Origin of the sequence: Arthrobacter sp. N1 (assembly GCF_048288285.1) — a bacterium.
Lineage (GTDB): Bacteria > Actinomycetota > Actinomycetes > Actinomycetales > Micrococcaceae > Arthrobacter_D.
Map to the genome: position 1 here is coordinate 2,579,843 of NZ_CP102608.1, position 18,697 is coordinate 2,598,539.

General features: G+C 68.5%; 18 protein-coding genes. 7 read left to right on the forward strand and 11 right to left on the reverse strand.

Annotation, left to right across the window (positions count from 1 at the left end; all coding sequences use genetic code 11):
- Positions 1-237 precede the first annotated feature (237 nt).
- The gene (locus NVV32_RS11935) at positions 238-2,034 is read right to left on the reverse strand and encodes an ABC transporter family substrate-binding protein (protein WP_422390300.1); all 1,797 of its coding nucleotides are present in this window, start codon (positions 2,032-2,034) and stop codon (positions 238-240) included.
- A gap of 422 nt (positions 2,035-2,456) precedes the next feature.
- Here NVV32_RS11935 and NVV32_RS11940 point away from each other — a divergent pair, with 422 nt between their 5' ends.
- The 4 genes from NVV32_RS11940 (at position 2,457) to NVV32_RS11955 (ending at position 5,115) form a co-directional block, all read left to right on the forward strand.
- The gene (locus tag NVV32_RS11940) at positions 2,457-2,771 is read left to right on the forward strand and encodes a hypothetical protein (RefSeq protein WP_055768512.1); all 315 of its coding nucleotides are present in this window, start codon (positions 2,457-2,459) and stop codon (positions 2,769-2,771) included.
- Positions 2,772-2,825: 54 nt separating this feature from the next.
- Positions 2,826-3,158: an RtcB family protein gene (locus NVV32_RS11945; RefSeq protein ID WP_055768509.1), complete on the forward strand. Its 333-nt coding sequence runs from the start codon at positions 2,826-2,828 to the stop codon at positions 3,156-3,158.
- Positions 3,159-3,404: 246 nt separating this feature from the next.
- Positions 3,405-3,782: a LexA family protein gene (locus NVV32_RS11950; RefSeq protein ID WP_055769309.1), complete on the forward strand. Its 378-nt coding sequence runs from the start codon at positions 3,405-3,407 to the stop codon at positions 3,780-3,782.
- Complete coding sequence (locus NVV32_RS11955) at positions 3,775-5,115, forward strand: Y-family DNA polymerase (RefSeq protein WP_422390301.1); 1,341 nt, start codon at positions 3,775-3,777, stop codon at positions 5,113-5,115. Before NVV32_RS11950 ends, NVV32_RS11955 begins: the two co-directional genes overlap by 8 nt.
- Positions 5,116-5,166: 51 nt before the next feature.
- Here NVV32_RS11955 and ychF read toward each other — a convergent pair whose 3' ends face one another.
- Entirely contained in the window at positions 5,167-6,252 is a 1,086-nt protein-coding gene (gene ychF / locus NVV32_RS11960) for a redox-regulated ATPase YchF (RefSeq protein ID WP_055768505.1), read from the reverse strand.
- 83 nt (positions 6,253-6,335) lie between these two features.
- On the opposite strand from ychF, the gene rmuC reads away from it, so the two are divergent.
- Positions 6,336-7,682: a DNA recombination protein RmuC gene (gene rmuC / locus NVV32_RS11965; RefSeq protein WP_422390302.1), complete on the forward strand. Its 1,347-nt coding sequence runs from the start codon at positions 6,336-6,338 to the stop codon at positions 7,680-7,682.
- Between the two features lie 98 nt (positions 7,683-7,780).
- Here the strand turns inward: rmuC and NVV32_RS11970 are convergent, their stop codons facing one another.
- Together NVV32_RS11970 and NVV32_RS11975 are read right to left on the reverse strand one after the other, a co-directional pair.
- Complete coding sequence (locus tag NVV32_RS11970; protein ID WP_422390303.1) at positions 7,781-8,878, reverse strand: 4-hydroxy-3-methylbut-2-enyl diphosphate reductase; 1,098 nt, start codon at positions 8,876-8,878, stop codon at positions 7,781-7,783.
- A 62-nt stretch (positions 8,879-8,940) separates the two neighbouring features.
- Positions 8,941-9,774, reverse strand: coding sequence for a hypothetical protein (locus tag NVV32_RS11975; protein ID WP_422390304.1), 834 nt, complete (start codon positions 9,772-9,774; stop codon positions 8,941-8,943).
- 203 nt (positions 9,775-9,977) lie between these two features.
- Between NVV32_RS11975 and xseA the strand changes: the two genes are divergently transcribed.
- Together xseA and NVV32_RS11985 are read left to right on the forward strand one after the other, a co-directional pair.
- Entirely contained in the window at positions 9,978-11,300 is a 1,323-nt protein-coding gene (gene xseA / locus NVV32_RS11980; RefSeq protein WP_422390305.1) for an exodeoxyribonuclease VII large subunit, read from the forward strand.
- A 118-nt stretch (positions 11,301-11,418) separates the two neighbouring features.
- Entirely contained in the window at positions 11,419-11,655 is a 237-nt protein-coding gene (locus NVV32_RS11985) for an exodeoxyribonuclease VII small subunit (protein ID WP_055768492.1), read from the forward strand.
- Between the two features lie 302 nt (positions 11,656-11,957).
- Here the strand turns inward: NVV32_RS11985 and NVV32_RS11990 are convergent, their stop codons facing one another.
- The 7 genes from NVV32_RS11990 to NVV32_RS12020 all read right to left on the reverse strand — a co-directional run bounded on the left by NVV32_RS11990 (position 11,958) and on the right by NVV32_RS12020 (position 18,603).
- The gene (locus tag NVV32_RS11990) at positions 11,958-12,794 is read right to left on the reverse strand and encodes a formate/nitrite transporter family protein (protein ID WP_422390306.1); all 837 of its coding nucleotides are present in this window, start codon (positions 12,792-12,794) and stop codon (positions 11,958-11,960) included.
- A 61-nt stretch (positions 12,795-12,855) separates the two neighbouring features.
- Positions 12,856-13,710: a PPK2 family polyphosphate kinase gene (locus NVV32_RS11995; RefSeq protein WP_414826607.1), complete on the reverse strand. Its 855-nt coding sequence runs from the start codon at positions 13,708-13,710 to the stop codon at positions 12,856-12,858.
- 46 nt (positions 13,711-13,756) lie between these two features.
- Positions 13,757-14,974: a pyridoxal phosphate-dependent aminotransferase gene (locus tag NVV32_RS12000; protein ID WP_422390307.1), complete on the reverse strand. Its 1,218-nt coding sequence runs from the start codon at positions 14,972-14,974 to the stop codon at positions 13,757-13,759.
- Positions 14,975-15,063: 89 nt separating this feature from the next.
- Positions 15,064-16,026, reverse strand: a complete 963-nt coding sequence (locus NVV32_RS12005) for an ABC transporter substrate-binding protein (protein ID WP_055768484.1) — start codon at positions 16,024-16,026, stop codon at positions 15,064-15,066.
- Positions 16,023-16,775: an ABC transporter permease gene (locus NVV32_RS12010; RefSeq protein ID WP_422390308.1), complete on the reverse strand. Its 753-nt coding sequence runs from the start codon at positions 16,773-16,775 to the stop codon at positions 16,023-16,025. The genes NVV32_RS12005 and NVV32_RS12010 overlap by 4 nt, the downstream gene beginning before the upstream one ends.
- Positions 16,775-17,482: an ABC transporter permease gene (locus tag NVV32_RS12015; protein ID WP_422390309.1), complete on the reverse strand. Its 708-nt coding sequence runs from the start codon at positions 17,480-17,482 to the stop codon at positions 16,775-16,777. Before NVV32_RS12015 ends, NVV32_RS12010 begins: the two co-directional genes overlap by 1 nt.
- Before the next feature lie 2 nt (positions 17,483-17,484).
- Complete coding sequence (locus tag NVV32_RS12020) at positions 17,485-18,603, reverse strand: ABC transporter ATP-binding protein (RefSeq protein ID WP_055768481.1); 1,119 nt, start codon at positions 18,601-18,603, stop codon at positions 17,485-17,487.
- Positions 18,604-18,697 lie beyond the last annotated feature (94 nt).

Genomic DNA, 18,697 nt, shown 5'->3' on the forward strand with positions numbered 1-18,697 from the left:
CAAAGCCTCAATGTCGGATGCGGATGGGGTCTACCCGCGCTTTGGCGAAAGTGTAGTGCAGGGCCCCGGGGTACGGAATGTGGCGTTTCCCAATCAGTCCGCCCGCCCGGGACCAGCGGCGTCGGCCCTTCCGCAACGCCGGCGGACCGCGGCGGACGGCACGAAAAAAGACGCCGGGACGGGCGAGTTCCCCTGTCCCGGCGCCTCTCTACGAGCGTGCCTGATGCAGCGGTGAGGCTACTGGACGACCTGCCAGTCCCAGAAGTTCCACCAGACGCCTGTCTGGTTCGGCATGTACTCGATGCCGGTGACGTTGTCGCTGTACGCGTCCACGCCAGGAACCTGGAACAGGGGCAGTCCGTACTTCGAATCCCAGATGAACTTGTCGATCTGCACCTGCAGGGCGTCCTGCTCGTCGGGATCCGTGGTCACGATCAGCTCGTCCATCAGCTCATCGGCCTCCGGGCTGGAGAAGCCGTTGAAGTTCGAGCCGTTGCCGGACTTGAAGATCTGCGGGACGCCGGACACGCCGACACCCGAGTTGATCCAGCCGAAGATCGTGGCGTCGTACGTGCCGTTGCCGAGCGCGGCCCCCCAGTCGGAGGACCCCAGTCCACCGTCGACGATCTTGAACCCGGCCTGGGCGGCCGACTCCGCGATCAGCGTGTACGAGTTGAGGCGGTTCGGGTTGTCGCGGTTGTACATGATCCGGACCTCGGGGGTGGCGCCGTCGAGCAGCTCCTTGGCACCCTCGATGTCGACCTCGCCGTAGGCCTCGGAACCGTTGTTGGACGAGGACTCCTCATAGGGAGCCTGGTCGGTCAGGAACAGCTGCGAATCGAGCGGCTGCGCATCCGGGTTGATCTTCTTCACGATCGTGTCGACGATCTGCTGGCGCGGAACCGTCTTCATGAAGGCCTCACGCACGGCCTCGTCCTCGAAGACACCGCTGAAGTTCAGGTCGAGGTGGTCATAGGAGAGCTGGTTGCCCTGCTCCACCGTGACGCCTTCGAGCCCTTCGAGCTGCTCGACCGTGTCCGCGGATGCCTGAGGCGCGATGATGTCGACCTCGCCGTTCTGCAGGGCCTGGACCTGCGCCGGAGCCTCGCCGATGTAGCGGACCGTGATCTCGTCCACCTTGGCTTCCGGGCCCCAGCTGTAGTCCTCGTTGCGGGTCAGCGTCATCGACTGGTCCGGCGTGATGGCCGAGGCGATGAACGGGCCGTTCGAGAGGAACAGAGACTCGTCGGTCGGCAGTGACTTCGTGTCGAAGCCGGTGTTCCAGAAGTCGGCGAGGGCCTGCACCTCGGGACGCTCGACCGGGCTCTCGGGGTCGCCCTTGGACTCGGTCTCGATGAGCTCGATCAGTGCGTCCTCGTCGGCCAGGCCGCCCTTCTCGGCCAGCACGTGCGCGGGAGTGGAGATGCCGCCCTCGGTCATGAGGCCGAACGCCACCTCGTAGTCCGCGAAGGGCTCCGAGTAGTTCAGGGTGATGGACCGTCCGTCGTCGCCGATCTCCGGCAGTTCGGTGAGGGCGAGTCCGCCGGTGTCGCCCGCGTAGTCGAAGTAGGTCGCCCCGGAGACGATCTCGCCGGCGTCGTCGGTGGTGGCGTCGTTGAAGTAGCCGGACCCGATGGCCCAGGAGAGCAGGAGGTCTCCGCCGTCGACCGGTTCGCCATCGGACCAGTTGACGCCCTCGTTGACCGTGTACTTCACGCTCAGGGGATCCTCGGAGAGGACCTCCATGGTGCCGAAGTCCTCGTTCTTCTCCACCTCGAGGTCATTGTTGATGTAGACGAAGCCGGAGTGGGTCGCGTAGGCGATCTTGCCGTTGATGTCCACGTTGCCCTCGGAGCTGTTCGAATTGAACGAGCTGAAGGCATTCACTTCTACGACGCGGATGTTTCCGCCCGTTGCTTCGCCCTCGGCGCTCTCCTCGGGAGTCTCTGTTCCCGTGTTCGCAGCGCAGGCACTCAATGCGAGCGCCGCGACAGCAGCAACCCCCAAAGCCTTGGAAGTACGTCCGAAACGCATTCCGCCTCCTATTTCTCAGTGTGGTTCCAGCTTCACGCGGTGTTGCATGACAGCCGACACGCGACCCCCAGGGGGTGATGTCACTCACATGAGCGACAGCCTAGGGGCACATTGTTACCAGCAGGTATCCATCGGACTGGGCACTCCCCTGTTGTTATCGAGCTGCAACCAAATGTTCACAGTCCTTCTCCAGCATCTTTTCAGCGCCGCGTGGGCCGGGCCGGGCTCCCCCGCCGGTGGCGACCGTACCCGCGGTCCGGCGCTCCGCCGCGGGTCTGTACAGTCCGACGTCGTCGCCCGCCCGCGGCTTGAACGCTCGCGCGGCGGGTGTTTTGCTTAGGACACCGCGGCGGCGCCGGCAGGCCGGCGGACAACGGATCGCCGCCCCGGCGGGGCGGGCGACCAGACGGATGAGGAGCACCATGGCCTGGCTGTTCGTCGACCAGCATGCAGCGGTGTGGGACGACGACGCCAACGTGCAGGCAGCCATCGGCGCCCTGAAGGCGCGGCTCGACCAGCACAGGGAGGTGCACCTCTCCATCCAGAGCAAGGGATTGAAGGGGCCCGTCTTCGTCATCACCAGGGAGACGGTGCTCAGCTCGCCCGAGCTCAACAACCGGTTCAATGCGGATCTCTTCGCGGAGCTCACCACCCCGACCGCGCGCAACAGCCCCACCATCCACTGGTTCTCCGACGGCCGGGGTTTCGTCTCGGAGACCAACAGCCGGATGTGGTGAGGGCCGGACCGGAGCGTCGCCGGCAGCAGGAGTGTCCGTCGAGAAGGAGCACACATGCCAGAGCAGTTCCTCGCCCCCAGGTACCTCAGCTTCGCCGGCGTCCTCGACGATGCCGCACGGCAGCAGCTGATCGAGACGGCGTCCATGCCCTTCGTGTACCCGCACCTGGCCAGCGTGCCCGACGCGCACCTCGGCAAGGGATGCGCCTCGGGTACCGTCCTTCCCACCGAGCGGACCATCATCCCCGCCGCAGCCGGCGTCGACATCGATTGCGGCATGATCGCCGTCCGCACCCTGGACAGCGCGCACGACCTCCCACGGAACCTGCGTGCCCTGCGCGAGTGCTCGTCCGCGTCGATCACACCCTCCGCCAGATCCTCGACGTGAAAGGCGACTGACCGGGTACCGGGTTGACGCTCGACGGACCGATCAGGACGTCGCCTCAGCAGGACCCCCCGGCGTGAGCGGACATCGGGTGTCACCGGCGACGTCTAGGATCAGGTGCCTGAGCCGGGGCCGCGCTCCAGGTGGGCCGGCAAGAAAAAGGAAGAGGTGCGCGGACGCGTGGATGAGTTCGGAGCCTCAGGGACGACGATCGGCCGGCCGGCTCCGGCTGCTGCCCGCACCGAGCTCATGCCGTCAGGATTCGCCTCGCCCGCACAGGACTGGTTCGAGGACAGGATCGACCTCAACAGGCATCTCATCCCGGACATCACCAGCACCTACATCGTGCGGGTGTCCGGGCACGCGATGGAGGGTGCCGGCATCTCCGACGGCGACGAACTGATCGTCGACCGGGCCCTGCAGCCCAGGGACCGGTCCGTGGTCATCGCCGTCCTCGACGGGGAGTTCGTCATCCGGAGGCTGCGAGTCGCGAGCCGTGATCCCGGCTCAGGTGCCGGGGCGGTCACCCTCGTCGCGGCCAGTGCCGTCTACCCGGACATCCCTGTTCCGGATCCTGAGGATCTCGTCATCTGGGGCGTCGCGACCAGGTGCCTGCACCGTGTCTGACCCGGAGTCACGGATCCGGGCTTCGACGCCCACGAGGTCGAGTGTGGCCCTGGTCGACGTCAACAACTTCTACGTCTCCTCCGAGCGGGCTTTCGACCCGTCGCTCGAGGGGAAACCGCTGGTCGTGCTGTCGAACAACGACGGCTGCGTGATCACCCGCAGCGCAGAGGCAAAAGCTCTGGGTATCCCGATGGGGGCTCCGTGGTTCCAGATCGCGGAGCAGGCGAAGGCCTGGGGGCTGCAGGCCCGGTCGAGCAACTACGAGCTGTACGGGGACATGAGCGCCCGCGTCATGGAAGTCCTCGGCCGGCACACGACCGACCTCGAGATCTACAGCATCGACGAAGCGTTCCTGACCTTCCGCGGTGCTCACCTCGAGCAACGCACCACCGGCAGGACCATCAAACAGACGGTGCAGAGGAACACCGGGCTCCCGGTCTGCGTGGGCATCGCGCCCACGAAAACACTCGCGAAGCTCGCCAACCGCTGGGCCAAGGGGAACACGCGGCTCGACGGTGTCTGCCACTGGGAGCTCATCCCGGCCGGGCAGCGTGAGGCGCTCCTGCTCAGGCTGAAGGTCACCGACATCTGGGGTGTCGGCGCCAGGAGCGCTGCACGCCTGAACGCGCTCGGCATCGACTCGGCGTGGGACCTGACGCAGGCCGATCCGGTGATGATCCGGAAGAAGTTCTCGGTGGTGCTGATGCGCACCGTGCTGGAACTGCAGGGCACGCCCTGCATCACGTCCAACGAGTCCACAGGCAACGAGCAGGTCATGTTCTCCCGGTCCTTCGCTCATCCGGTCAGCACTCCGGAGGCCATGCGGCAGGCGTTGAGCGTCTACGCCCAGGGAGCTGCGTCACGCCTGGCACGCAAAGACCTCCAGGGCAGAGTGCTCACCGCGTTCGCCGGTACCTCACCCTTCAGCACCGGCACCAGGAGCTCGCCCAGCATCTGCATTCCCTTGCCTGTGCACACCGCTGATCCGCTCGAACTCACACGGGCTGCGCACAGGCTGCTGCCCGTCATCGGAGAAGGCGTCTCCTACATCCGCGCCGGCGTCATCATCACCGACCTCCAGCCCGTCGGGACACAGGACTCGCTCCTAAACCTCGAGCTGGGGTCGGGCGACGACGCGGACCCGGAGGGCGGGAGAGCCGGTGCGAAAGACACCGGCCCGCTGCTCCACGAGATCAGCCAGAGATTCGGGCGCTCCTCCATCGGTCTCGGTCACGCCGGCCTCAGGGCAGGCTCGGAGTGGACGATGAAGCGCGACATGCTCTCGCCGCACTACACGACGAAGTGGGCGGACCTCCCGGTCGTCAAAGCCTGATCGGGCTTCCGTCGGGCGACAAACCACCCACGGGATGTCGGGACACGAGAGCTACACGTTGAACCGGAACTCCACTACGTCGCCGTCGGACATGACGTACTCCTTGCCCTCGATGCGCACCTTGCCCCGGGACTTGGCCTCGCTCATCGAACCGGCATCGATGAGGTCGTCGAAGGAGACGACCTCGGCCTTGATGAAGCCTCGCTGGAAGTCGGAGTGGATGACACCGGCGGCCTCGGGCGCCGTTGCGCCCTTCTTGATGGTCCAGGCGCGGCTCTCCTTGGGGCCCGCCGTCAGGTAGGTCTGGAGACCGAGGGTGTGGAACCCGACCCGCGCGAGCTGGTCGAGGCCGGATTCCTCCTGGCCGTTCATCTCGAGCATCTCGCGGGCCTCGGCCTCGTCGAGTTCCACGAGGTCCGCTTCGAGCTTGGCGTCGAGGAAGATGGCGTCGGCGGGAGCGACGAGCTGACTGAGCTCGGCCTGGCGGTGCGCGCTGCCGAGGACGGCGTCGTCGACGTTGAACACGTAGATGAAGGGCTTGGCCGTCAGCAGGCTGAGCTCGCGGAGGTGCTCCATCTCCAGCTTGTCGCCCGCGACGGAGGAGAAGATCGTGTCGCCGCGCTCGAGCACGGCCTGCGCCGCCTGCATCGCGGCCAGCTGGGCGGCCTCGCGCTTCTTGATCTTCACTTCCTTCTCGACGCGCGGGATCGCCTTCTCGAGCGTCTGCAGGTCGGCGAGGATGAGCTCGGTGTTGATGGTCTCCATGTCCGAGCGCGGATCCACCTTGCCGTCCACGTGGATGACATCGGGATCGTCGAACACGCGGATCACCTGGGCGATCGCCTCGGCCTCGCGGATGTTGGCGAGGAACTGGTTGCCGAGGCCCTCGCCCTCGGACGCGCCCTTCACGATGCCCGCGATGTCCACGAAGGACACCGTCGCGGGGAGGAGCTGCTTCGAGCTGAAGACCTCGGCGAGCTTGGCAAGACGCGGATCGGGAAGGCTGACCACCCCGACATTCGGCTCGATGGTAGCGAACGGGTAGTTCGCAGCCAGCACGTTGTTGCGCGTCAGCGCGTTGAAGAGGGTTGATTTGCCGACGTTGGGCAGTCCGACGATGCCGATAGTAAGAGCCACGGGAGACAAGTCTACCGGGCCTCGACGGACCCTCCTCCGGTGTGGTGGGCCTGAATGTCGGAGGTTCCTGCGACAGTGTGGGCATGAGCACCACCGCCCTCCTTCTCGTCCTCCTCGCCTTCGTCCTCGGCTGCGCCGTGGGCGCCTTCCTCGTCGCCCACACTCAGCGCCCCCGTGCCGAGGAGCTCCGGACCGAGCTCGACGACGCCGCTGCCCGCCTCGGCAGGACGACGACGGACCTGGCGGCCGCGTCGGCGCAGCGGGACCTCTTGCAGCAGCACAACCGTGAGCTGTCAGGGAAGACCTCGACGGACCAGGAGGTGCTGCGGGCCCTGGCCCCTGTCGCGGAGAAGCTCTCCCAGGTCCAGCGGCAGGTCGGCCTGCTGGAGCGCGACCGCGTGGAGCAGTACGGACAGCTCGCCCGGCAGCTCGAGGAAGCCCGGGCGGTCGACGCGCGGCTGCTCTCGACGACGCATTCGCTGGCGGGAGCACTGCGCAGCACCAGCGCCCGCGGGCAGTGGGGCGAGGTGCAGCTGCGCCGGGTCGTGGAGGCTGCCGGGATGCTCTCCCGCGTCGACTTCATGGAGCAGGTCTCCTTCGACGGGGGCGAGGGCGGGGACCGCGCGCGGCCGGACATGGTGGTGCAGCTGCCCGGTGACAAGCAACTGGTGATCGATGCGAAGGTGCCACTGAGCGCCTTCCTCACCGCCCAGGAACTTGACGGCAGGTCCGACGACTGGGCAGAGGCGGATGCCGCAGCCCTCGAGGCACGCCGCTCCGAGCTGCTGCGCCAGCACGGGAAGGCGCTGCGCGCGCACGTCGATGCGCTGGCGAAGAAGAAGTACTGGGAAGGCGCCGCGAACTCCCCCGAGCTGGTCATCTGCTTCATCCCCGTCGAGTCGGTCCTGTCCGAGGCGCTGCGTGCCGATCCCGAACTGCTCGACTATGCCTTCTCGCGGAACGTGGCCCTGGCCTCCCCTGTCTCCCTGCTCGGGATCCTCAAGGGCGCCGCGTTCAGCTGGCGACAGGCTGTTCTCACGGACAATGCCCGGGAACTCTTCGATCTGTCGAAGCAGCTCTACGAACGGCTCGGGACGATGGGCGGCCACGTGACGCGTCTCGGCGCATCGCTCAAGACCTCGGTGGAGCGCTACAACTCCTTCGTCGGCGCGCTCGAATCGAGGGTCCTGCCGACTGCACGGCGCATCGGCGCTTTCGACTCGGCCACCCTCGATGCGGTGGACGCTGCGGCCGACGGGGCGCACGACGGACCGGACGGCCCACAGGGTGCCGGGGTGAGCCTGCTCGGTACCGCCCGCGCGCAGCGGGCCGGCAGCAGCGCTGCGGGATCGGCCCAGCCTGCTGCGACCATCGACGCGACGCCCCGGTCCCTGACGGCCCACGAGCTGCTCGAGGGTACCGCGGGTTGACGTGCCGGCCGGTACACGGAGAGTACTGACGGATCCGACGCCGATCGGGTCTGCCCTGGCGGCCGATGCGGTGCGACGGCGGTGGGACGCGTCGAAGCCTAGTTGAGCGAGCCGCGATCAGGCCGGGGACCGCGACCGCCGCGGCCCTGCGAGGGATCGCCCATCGCCTTGAGGGCGGCGCGGATCTCCTTGGGCAGCGAGAAGATGATGTCCTCCTCGGCCGTGACGACCTCCTCGACGTCCCCGTAGCCGTAGTCGGCGAGGAGCCGGAGGACGTCCTGGACGAGGTTCTCGGGAACGGAGGCACCCGAGGAGATGCCCACCGTCGCGACACCCTCGAACCAGGACTCGTCCACCTCGTTCGCGAAGTCGACCCGGTGCGACGCCTTGGCCCCGTACTCGAGCGCGACCTCCACCAGGCGGACCGAGTTCGAGGAGTTGGCCGAACCGACCACGATCACCAGGTCCGACTCCGGGGCGATCTTCTTGATGGCGGCCTGGCGATTCGACGTCGCGTAGCAGATGTCATCGCTGGGCGGATCCTGCAGCGTGGGGAACCGCTCCTTGAGGAGGTTGACGGTCAACATGGTCTCGTCGACGCTCAAGGTCGTCTGCGAGAGCCAGATGAGCCGTTCCGGGTCGCGGACCTGGACCTTGTCGACGTCCTCCGGTCCGTTGACGATCTGGATGTGCTCTGGTGCCTCACCGGCGGTGCCCTCCACCTCCTCGTGGCCTTCGTGGCCGATCAGGAGGATGTCGAAGTCGTCGCGGGCGAAGCGCTGCGCCTCCTTGTGCACCTTCGTGACGAGGGGGCAGGTGGCGTCGATCGTGCGCAGTCCGCGATCCTCCGCCGATTGCACGACGGCGGGCGAGACACCATGCGCCGAGAAGACCACCAGGGCGCCCTCGGGAACCTCGTCCGTCTCGTCGACGAACACCGCGCCCTTCGCCTCGAGAGTGGAGACGACGTGCAGGTTGTGAACGATCTGCTTGCGCACGTACACCGGAGGGCCGTAGTGCTCGAGGGCCTTCTCGACGGCGATCACGGCGCGGTCGACGCCGGCACAGTACCCGCGCGGCGCTGCGAGCAGCACCTTCTTCGGTCCCGCCACCGGCGCGCCCGCGGCGACGTCCTCCGGGGAGCGGCGTCGGCGCGGGATGGTGGGCATGGGGACCTGAACGGTGGTACTGGTCATGCCCTGATTCTACCGGGTCGGGGACAGACGCCCGGCTGATCCGCGTGCGGCTCCGCTGTGAGCTAAGCCCTACCCCGGCGCCCGACAGCGAGCTGGAGGGCGACTCCGAGCACGAGGGCCACGAGGCCCCCAAGGAGCACGGGAACGCTGGACACCGCGATGTCTGCACCGGCGCGTTCGGCGAGACCCCGGACGAAGACGTCGGCGATCGCGCTCGTCCCGGGGGCCCGGTCGAGGGCGGCCGGGACCCACTCACGGGCGAGCAGTCCCAGCCCTCCGATGCCCAGCACTCCGAGTCCGAGCAACGCCAGGGTGGTACCCCGCCGCCGGGCGGCCAGCAGCGCCAGCACGGCGAGGATGCCCGCACCGGCGAGATACATCGCCCAGGACTGCACGACGTCGGCGACCCCGCTCAGCAGCCCGCCGCGCTCGATCGATCCGATGTCGATCGTGGTGTCCTCCGGGAGCGGGACGTCCACGCCGAGGCCGCCTCCGATGCCATCGGCCACCAGGTGCACGACGGGTCCGAGATCGAGTGTCAGGACGGCCGGGCCGGGGTCGGGCGCCTGGGCGAAGGTGAAGGCATGGGACAGGCGGAGCGTCTCCGACCAGGCTGCCGGATAGCCGGATGCCTCCATGACGGCGCCGGCCGCGTTGCGGACGAGGGGCTCGACGAAGGAATCGAGCCGGTCCGGCAGACCCGTGCTACCCGTCACCTCCTCGACGAGCGAGTCCGACAGCGCAGCCTGGAAGTCGGCGTCCTCCGCGAGGGGGGCAGCGAGCGCGACGAACCCCGATTCCTGCACGAGGTTCTCGTCGATCCAGGCCGAGGCCAGTCCGATCGCTGCCGCGCAGAGCGCGAGGAGGGCCAGCAGGGCAGAGAGGAGGGTCCGCATGAAGTCCTTAGGCTCGAGGTCCGACCCATGATTATGCCTGTTCACCGCAGCGGTGGCCCAGCGGGACCGGCCGGTGGCGGTAGCCTCGAAACGCACATAGACGCCGGCCGAGCGACGTCCCGGGGGTCGCAGGTGATACAGATGATAGCTGCCGCTCTCCGACCGGGAACGGCGCGCCGGACCACCAGGAGGACAGGACACCGATGACGAGCGAGCACGTGCGGGCACCCGCACCCTCGGCCGGCGCAGCTTCCACGGTGCCCGCGACGGCGGCGGAGACCTCCCCTGATGCGCCATGGCCCCTGCATCTGCTGTCGGAGAAGCTGAAGGCCCATATCGAGCGTGCGCCGGCTGCGTGGGTCGAGGGCCAGGTCATCGAACTCAACCGCCGTGCGAGCATGTGCTACATCACCCTCCGCGACGTCGATTCCGAGGTGTCCCTCTCCCTCTCCGTCTACGGGACCGTCATGGACCGTGTGTCCTCCCCGCTCGAGCGCGGCTCGCGCGTCGTCGCACGGCTCCGGCCGGACTTCTGGGTGAAGACGGGCCGCCTCTCGATGCAGACGATCGATATCAGACCGGTGGGCATCGGTGACCTCCTCGCACGCATCGAACGCCTGCGCCAGGCGCTGGCGGCGGAAGGGCTCTTCTCCCCGGCGCGCAAGAAGCCGCTGCCGCTGCTCCCGCACCGGATCGGCCTCATCACGGGGCGCGGTTCGGATGCCATGAAGGATGTGATGCGCAACGCCGCGCTCAGGTGGCCCGCGGTCGAGTTCGAGGTCAGGGAGGTGGCGGTCCAGGGCGTCAGCAGCGTCGCGCAGGTCTCCGCCGCGCTGGCCCAGCTCGACGCCGATCCGCGCGTCGACGTCATCATCATCGCCCGCGGTGGCGGAGCGCTCGAGGACCTGCTGCCCTTCAGCGACGAGTCCCTCGTCCGCGCGGTCGCGAAGGCTTCGACGCCCGTCGTCAGCGCCATCGGTCATGAGGCGGACCGCCCCCTGCTCGACGAGGTCGCCGACCTCCGGGCCTCCACACCCACCGACGCCGCGAAGCGTGTGGTGCCCGACGTGACCGAGGAACTCGGGCGCATCCGTCATGCGCGCGGAGCACTCGAGCGGTCGATCAGGGTCCTCGTGCAGCGCGAGGGCGAAAGCCTGGCGAATCTCCGGTCGCGGCCTTCGCTCGCGAAGCCGGAGGGAATGATCGATGTCCGGGAGGCCGACGTCGGGCGCCTCCGCTCCCGGGCACTGCGCTGCACCACGGCGGCCGTGGAACGCGAGGCCGACGCAGTCCTCCACCTCCGCGAACGGGTCAGGTCCCTGTCTCCCCAGAAGACGCTCGACCGCGGCTACGCCGTCGTGCAAACTGCGGCCGGACACGTGGTGACCGACCCCTCGGAGGTCACCGCCGGCGACACCCTGCGGGTCAGGGTGGCGGGTGGCCGCTTCGGTGCGACGGCGACCGACGAGGCGGAGGGTGCAGCGGCTGGAGCGACGGACCGCAGAGCGTCCGGCGGTCCGCCCTGACCCCGCTCCGCCACGAAGGCCACGAAGGCCACGTAGACCAGCACGACCTGCCACCCGGCGCACGGTGGGTGGGACCAGGACCCCGACCACTGCACGGCGACACGACGAGGAACCCCAGATGACAGAGAGCACGACGTCGGCCCCCGACCCCGCAGCGGTGGACACGCTGTCCTACGAGCAGGCACGGGAGGAACTCGTGGCAGTCGTGGCCAGGCTCGAGGCGGGCGGCGTGAGCCTCGAGGAGTCCCTGGCCCTGTGGGAGCGCGGGGAGGCACTCGCCGACCGCTGCGAATCCTGGCTCGAAGGAGCGAAGGTCCGCCTGGCAGCTGCCAGGGACAGGGCCGAGGGACAGTAGCGCCCGCATCAGCGATCCTGCCGATCCGATCGATCAGATGACCACGAGGCCGGACGGCGACGTGGTCGCGGCGACCTACGACCTCGTCGCGCAACGCTGGAGTACAGCTCAGCCCGTGCCCGGTCCACGGCGCTGACGGGCGCGGTGACGGGTGCGTCCGTCCGGTCCATGCCCGGCCCAGAATCCGCCTCCTGAAACCCGCCTCCCGGATCCGTGTACCAGCGCGGGACGGCATGCGGTCCGATCCGGTCCATGGACGCGGTCGGGTGCGCGGTCGGGTGCGCCGGGATCCGGCGGGCCGGCTAGGTGCTGTGCGGCGCGTCCGGATCGGTCGGGGCGCGCTGACGGCGTTCCTCGATCAGCTCCTTGCTGCGGACCAGCCGCAGCAGTGTCACCAGCACGAGGCCGCCCAGCATGTTGAACAGCAGGGTGTACCCGAACCAGCCGAGCCACTGGCCGTAGGTGATGTCGGCGCCCGAATGGATGGCGCCGAAGATCAGCAGGGAATCCAGGATGGAGTGGAAGAGCTGGAGCCCGGCCAGCAGGAAGCCGCCGATCATCGTGGCGACGATCCGGGCGACGTCGTCGTCGGTGCCCTGCTGCATCCGGCTCATGAGGGTGATGGTGCTGCCACCGAGGACTGCGAGCGCCACGGTCTGCAGGGAGAAGGGCGCGTCGACGTAGTGGTGCGCGCTCTCCGAGACCGTCTCCGACCACTGCGGGAACGCCTGCATGATGATCCAGACGAACACCCAGCCGCCCGCGAGGTTCGCGACGAGGGTGCCGCCCCAGAGCTTGGCGAGCTGGACGACGCTGCCCTCCTTCGCGACGACGGCGGCCACCGGAAGGAGGAAGTTCTCCGTGAACAGCTCGCTGTGCGCGAGGAGGAGGGCCACGAGGCCGATACCGAACGCGAGTCCAGCGAGCAGCTCGTTGCCAGTCTCGTGGAGTACCGCGAGGTAGGCCATGATGCCGAGCCCGATCTCGAAGCCACCGAAGACCCCGGTCACGAGGATGTTCCTCATGGTGCGGTGGAGACGCTCCGCGCCCTCGATCACCGTGTTGTCGAAGGACTCCTTGAGTTCGTCCTCGACGGGCGCATCCGACTCACCGAGTTCGCGCCGGCGTTCCTCGCTCATGGTGCCCGTCCGTCCTTCGTCGCCCCGCTCCCGGAGGAAAGTCCCGCCCGGTAGTCAGCAGTCAGGTGGCGGCGAGGCGCTGCTTCTCGGCCTCGACGTCGAACGTGGCGCGGGGCCAGCTCAACTGCATGTCCTCGAGCGTAGCGGTCAGCAGCCGCTGCACCGCGAGCCGGGCGTACCACTTGCGTTCTGCGGGAACCACGAACCAGGGGGCCTCAGGAGTGCTCGTGCGCTCGACCGCGCGTTGGTAGGCCTCCTGGTACTGGTCCCAGTACCCGCGCTCGTCGACGTCGCCCGGGTTGTACTTCCAGTACTTGTCCTTGCGCTCGAGGCGCTCGGCGAGCCGGGCCTTCTGCTCGTCCCTGCCGATGTGCAGCATGACCTTCAGCACGCGCGTCCCGGACGCCGCCACCTCCGCCTCGAACCGGCGGATGGCCCCGTACCGCTTCTCGATCTCCTCCGCGGGGGACAACCCCCGCACCCGATGGATGAGCACGTCCTCGTAGTGCGACCTGTCGAAGACGCCGATCATGCCGGGCCGCGGGAGCTGGTGCCGGATACGCCACAGGAAGGAGTGCTTGCGCTCCTCCTCGCTCGGCGCCTTGAACGCATGGTGCTGGACGCCCTGCGGATCGACGAGCCCGACGACATGGCGCACGATCCCGCCCTTGCCCGAGGTGTCCATCCCCTGCAGGACGAGCAGCACGGCGATCTCGCTGCCGGCCCGGCTCTCGGCGAACAGCTTCTCCTGCAGGGACGAGAGGACCTCCCCGCCGTCCGCGAGCGCCGCGGCACCCTTCTTCTTCCCGCCGTCGAACCCGGGGGTCGAGTGCGGGTCGACGGCGGCGAGGGAGAAGTCCGGCCCCGCGAGGAGGAGCCTGCGCATCTCGTCGGCGGTATCTGCTGGTGGCACCATGGGTCCTCCTGGGATGGGGCGGGACAGGCTGCCCGCCTGCCGGCTGTCAGGGCTTATAGGTGGAGAGGAAGTCGGCGAGCCGGCCGATCGCGTCCTCGATGACTTCCACGCTCGGGAGCGTCACCATGCGGAAGTGGTCCGTGTTCACCCAGTTGAACGCACTGCCGTGGGAGACGAGGATCTTCTGCTGCTTGAGGAGATCGAGGGCGAACTTCTCGTCGTCCTTGATCGGATACACCTCGGGGTCGAGCTTCGGGAACAGGTAGAGCGCCCCCTGCGCCACCTCGCAGCTGACGCCGGGGATCGCGTTGAGCAGCTGCGCCGCCTTGTCGCGCTGCTGCTTGAGGCGTCCGCCGGGCAGGATCAGGTCATTGATGCTCTGGTACCCGCCGAGGGCCGTCTGGATCGCATGCTGCGCGGGGACGTTCGCGCACAGGCGCATGTTGGCGAGCAGGTTGATGCCCTCGATGTAGTTCGCGGCGTCACGCTTGGGACCGGAGATCGCCATCCAGCCGCTGCGGAAGCCGGCGATCCGGTAGGCCTTGGAGAGACCGCTGAAGGTCAGGCACAGGACGTCGTCGCCCGCCACGGACGCGGCGTTGACGTGCACCGCGTCGTCGTACAGGATCTTCTCGTAGATCTCGTCGGCGAACAGGATCAGCCCGTGCTCGCGGGCGAGGCGCACGATCCCCTCGAGGACGGGCCGGGGGTAGACGGCACCCGTCGGATTGTTCGGATTGATCAGCACGATCCCCCGCGTGTCCGGGGTGATCTTCGAGGCCATGTCCTCGAGGTCGGGCCACCAGTGGTTGTCCTCGTCGCAGAGGTAGTGGACCGGGGTGCCTCCCGCCAGCGCCACCGAGGCCGTCCACAGCGGGTAGTCCGGGGTGGGGATCAGCACCTCGTCGCCCGCGTTGAGCAGGGCCTGCATGGACAGCGTGATGAGTTCGCTGACGCCGTTGCCGAGGTAGACGTCATCGACGTCGATGGAGTTGATGCCGCGGCCCTGGTAGTACTGGACGACGGCGGTGCGCGCCGAGAAGATGCCGCGGGAATCGCTGTAGCCCTGCGCCTTGGGCAGGTTGCGGATCATGTCCACGAGGATGGCGTCAGGCGCCTCGAACCCGAAGGGCGCCGGGTTGCCGATGTTGAGCTTGAGGATGCGGTGGCCCTGGGCCTCCATGGTCATGGCGTGCTCGAGCAGCGGCCCCCTGATGTCGTAGAGGACGTTCCGGAGCTTTTCCGACTGCTTGTAGGTGGCCATTGGATCAGGATGCCACAGCAGGGGCCCGGGACGCGGCATGGCGATGCGCGTCCCGGGCCCCTGCTGTCCACGGGCAGGAAGCTCCCGGGCTAGCCGGCGAGACCCTTGTCGGCCAGCCAGTCGGCGGCGGCGTCAGCTGGGCTGCGCTTCTCCTCGCCGCTGACCTCGCGGTTCAGGGACAGCAGGTCCTCGGTGGTCAGCTGCGCCGACACCTCGTTGAGGACGTCCTGTGCCTCCTCGCTCACCGTCCCGGTGTTGATGAGCGGGAGGACCTGCTGGGCGATGAAGTTGTTCTCGGGATCCTCGAGCACCACGAGGTCGTTGTCCTCGATGGACGGCGTCGTCGTGTAGATGTCGGCCACCTGGACATCGTCGTTGAGGAGCGCCTGGAGCGTCAGCTCACCGCCGCCGTCGTTCAGCGCTTCGAAGCTGCCCGGCTCGCAGCCGTACTTCTCCTTCAGGCCCGGCAGACCGTACGAGCGCTCCTGGAAGGTGCTCGGCGCACCGAGGGTGATCTCGCCGCAGACCTCGGCGAGGTCGGCGATGGACTCCAGCCCGTACTCCTCGGCCGTGGCCGCCGTGACGACGAGCGCATCCTTGTCCTCGGCCTCGCTGGGTTCGAGGACACCGAGGTCCGCATCCGGGGACTTGGCCGCGAGGGCGTCGGGAAGGGCCGCCATGATCTCCTCGGCCGAGGCGGCCGTCGCCTCGGTGTCGGCGAGCAGCAGGAGGTTCCCGCTGTACTCCGGGATGACGTTGATGGAGCCGTCCTCCATGGCCTGGTAGTAGATCTCGCGCGAACCGATGTTCGGCTTGGTGGTCGCTTCGACGCCGGCGGCGTTCAGCGCACCTGCGTAGAGCTCCGCGATGATCTGGCTCTCCGGGAAATCAGCTGAGCCGACAACGATGGACCCTTCGGGCCCTGCGCTCTCTGTCTCCCCCTGGGGGTCGCTGTTGGCACCGCAGGCAGTCAACGCCAGCATGGCCGTCAGGCCGCCGGCCAGTCCCATCATGGCACGCCGAGCGGCGCGCGGGTGTGACAGGTTCTTCATGTTGTTCCTCCTTGTGCACTGGCTACGGCCTCTTGCCGGCCAGATTCCTTCAGCGGTCCCGCGGGCGGCTGCTGGGCCCGCAGCCCCGGCGAGATCGCAAACTTTTGGATGAGGGCCATCAGGCCGTCGACGGCGATCGCGAGAACCGCGATGATCACGGCTCCCCCGAAGAGTCGGCCGTTGTCGTTGATCTGTGTCCCTTCCACGAGGAACACCCCCAGGCCGTCCGCCTTCGCGTAGGCGACCACCGTCGCGGTCGCGACCACCTGCAGGATCCCGGCGCGGACGCCGCCGATCATCACCTGGAGACCGTTGGGCACCTCCACCCGGAAGAGGATCTGCCGCTCGGTCAGACCCATGCTGCGGGCGGCGTCGACCACGGTGCGGTTCACCGAGGAGATCCCGGCATACACGCCGCTGAGCACCGGTGGCACGGCCAGCAGCACGAGGGCCCAGACCGAGGGCAGCACCCCCCGGTAGAAGAGCAGGGCGAAGAGGAACACCATGCCGAGGGTGGGGAGCGCCCGGAGGATGCCGATGCCCGAGACGATCAGCACCCGGCCACGGCCGGTGTGCCCGACGAACAGGCCGAGCGGGATGGCGATGGCGCAGGCGATCAGCATGGTCAGGCCCACGTAGCCCAGGTGCTCCAGGACGCGCATCGGGATCCCGCGGGCGCCGCTCCAGTTCACGGGGTCGGACAGCCACTCGCCCATCTGGACGAAGAGGTTGCTGCTCGAGTAGTCCATCAGGCGGCCACCGTCCTCGCCTCGAGGGCCGCAGCCCGGGCGGTGCGGGCCGGGGTGGCGCGCGTCCACGGTGTGAGGACCCGCTCCAGCAGCACGAGCAGGAGATCGAGCACCAGGGCGAGCAACAGCGTCACGAGGATCCCGACGGCGATCTGCTCGGGATAGTTGCGCGTGAGGCCGTCGGTGAAGAGGCGGCCGAGGCTCGGCACCCCGATCAGCGCGCCCACGCTCACCATCGAGATGTTGGTGACCGAGATGACCCTCACGCCCGCGATGAGGACCGGCACGGACAGGGGCAGGTCGACGGTCAGGAACCGGCGCAGGGGCGTGTAGCCCATCGCGACGGCGGCCTGCCGGACGCCGTCGTCGATCGAGTTCAGCGCGTCGACCGTGGAGCGCATGAGCAGCGCGACCGCGTAGATGGTCAGGGCGACGACGACGTTCACCATGCTGAGGATGCTCGTGCCGAGCACGAGGGGCAGGAAGACGAACATCGCCAGCGACGGGATGGTGTACAGGAGCGACGACGCCGTCAGCATGACGGCACCCGCCGGACGGTTGAGGCGGGCGATCTGCGCGAGGGGCACGGCGATGAGGACCCCGAACACGATCGGCAGGATCGACTGGACGAGGTGGTTCCCGGTGAGCTCACGCAGCAGGGCCGCGTTGGCGGGGATGTACTCGACGATTCCCTGGACCCAGTCCATCCCTAAACCGCCGTGTTGTGGTCGGCGCGTCCGCGGTCGAGGCGGGCGCGCTCGATGAGCTCGAAGACCTCCGCGGCCCGGACGACACCGATCGCGCGCCCGTCGTCGTCGACCGCCACCCCGAGGCCCGACGGCGACGAGAGGGCGGCGTCCAGCGCTCGGCGGAGCGTGTCGCCGCGGGTGTAGAGCGATCCTCCCGGCACGGCGTCGGCCTGCGTGGCGATGCTGCCGCGGGTGGCCTGCGGGACCCAGCCGTGGGGGCGTCCGTCGGCGTCGACGAGGAGCGTCCACGCCGACCGCACCGACACCGTCGGATCCGCGAGCTGATCCACCTCGATGGTCTCGATCGGATGCACCGTGACGTGGTCCCCCTGCTGGAAGGAGAGGTGCCGGAATCCGCGGTCCCGCCCCACGAAGCCGGCGACGAAGTCGTCGACGGGCGCTCGGAGGATCTCCTCGGGCGCAGCGAACTGCGCGAGGCGGCCCCCGACGGCGAAGACGGCGACCTTGTCGCCGAGGATCGTCGCCTCGTCGATGTCGTGGGTCACGAAGACGATGGTCTTGGCCAGGTCCCGCTGCAGGCGCAGCAGCTCCTCCTGCAGCTCCGCACGGACCACGGGATCCACGGCGCTGAACGGCTCGTCCATGAGCAGCACGGGAGGGTCAGCGGCGAGGGCGCGCGCCACGCCGACGCGCTGCTGCTGGCCGCCGGAGAGCTGCCCGGGGTAGCGGCGCCCGAGCTCCGACGCGAGGCCGACGACGTCGAGCAGTTCCGTCGCGCGCGCCCGCGCTTCCGCCCGGGGCACCCCGTTCAGGCGGGGGACGGTCGCGATGTTGTCGATGACCGAGCGGTGCGGCATCAGACCGGAGGACTGCATGACGTAGCCCATGGAGCGGCGGAGTTCGGCGGCCTTCTGCAGGGCGACGTCCTGCCCGTCGAGGAGGATGGTGCCCGACGTGGGCTCGACCATGCGGTTGATCATGCGCAGCGACGTGGTCTTGCCGCAGCCGGACGGTCCCACGAAGACCGTGATCCTGCCCCGGTCGATGTCCATGCTCAGGTCGTCGACGGCGGGTCGGCCGCCGTCGTAGGTCTTGGTGATGCCGTTGAACCGGATCATGGGGAGCGGGCCGGACGATTGCTCTAGGGATGTCATGGCAGCTGTGCCTTTCCGGGCAGGAGCTTCTCGGCCGGGCTGCGCCCGCGGGTCCGCA